The sequence below is a fragment of the Synechococcus lacustris str. Tous genome, assembly GCF_003011125.1.
GTDB lineage: Bacteria > Cyanobacteriota > Cyanobacteriia > PCC-6307 > Cyanobiaceae > Synechococcus_D > Synechococcus_D lacustris.
The window spans coordinates 1-755 of the sequence record NZ_PXVC01000268.1; the positions used below are offsets into that span (position 1 = coordinate 1).

General features: G+C 51.4%; 2 protein-coding genes. One reads left to right on the forward strand and one right to left on the reverse strand.

Annotation, left to right across the window (positions count from 1 at the left end):
• Window positions 1–198 (forward strand): potassium channel family protein (locus C7K08_RS14830; protein WP_133165344.1); only part of this gene is annotated, 198 nt, incomplete at its 5' end.
• A gap of 2 nt (window positions 199–200) precedes the next feature.
• Here C7K08_RS14830 and C7K08_RS14835 read toward each other — a convergent pair.
• A partial coding sequence (locus tag C7K08_RS14835) for a RibD family protein (RefSeq protein WP_193464855.1) occupies window positions 201–755 on the reverse strand: 555 nt, incomplete at its 5' end.

The following is a 755-nucleotide window of genomic DNA, read 5'->3' on the forward strand; positions in this document are numbered from 1 at the left end:
TATTTTGCTTTTAGCTGTTTATCAACGGTTGGTTTTGGCGATATAGTTGCAACTAATCACCCTGGGGAAATGTTATCGGTGATTGTTGCAGTTGTTGGGCCGTTGTATTTAGCGGTTGTGATGGGTTTATTGATTGCAAGGGTAACCGCCAGCGAAACCAGCGCTGAGGTTGAGGAATCGCTTGAGGAGATGCGCTGAAATTATGTATTTGAACTTTTGATCTGTGCTTGCCAAAGTAGATCTTGGCCGAGCACCTGAAGGCTTGTGGCTGAATATTTTTGCTCAAATGTGTTTGGAATACTGCTGAGTCCCAAATCCCCCAGGGGAGTGCATGCGGCGATGCCACCTAATAGTTTTGGTGCAATTACAGCCGCAATATGTTGAACGCAGCCTTGCCCTATGGCGCTCGCTGCTAACTCGGGGCCGCATTCCCACAGCACCCGATTGCAACCACGGCTAGCTAGTGCCTCCATCAGTTGTTGTRGTTCGCATTGATCCAGTGGCAGCCTTTCTATYCCCAACTGATCTAGAAGTGCGATTTTTTCTGCTCTTGCCCCAGGGCCATGGGCCACCAGGGTGAGCGCTAATTCCTGGTTCCATAGTTGGGCTTTTGGGGGGAGATTTAATTCCCTGCTAACCACCACCCGCAACGGTTCCGGTGTGCGCCGCCCCCTGCTTGTAAGCAAGGGATCATCTGCCCTAACGGTGCCGCCGCCAACGATCACCGCATCACAACGGCTGCGCAATTGATGCAC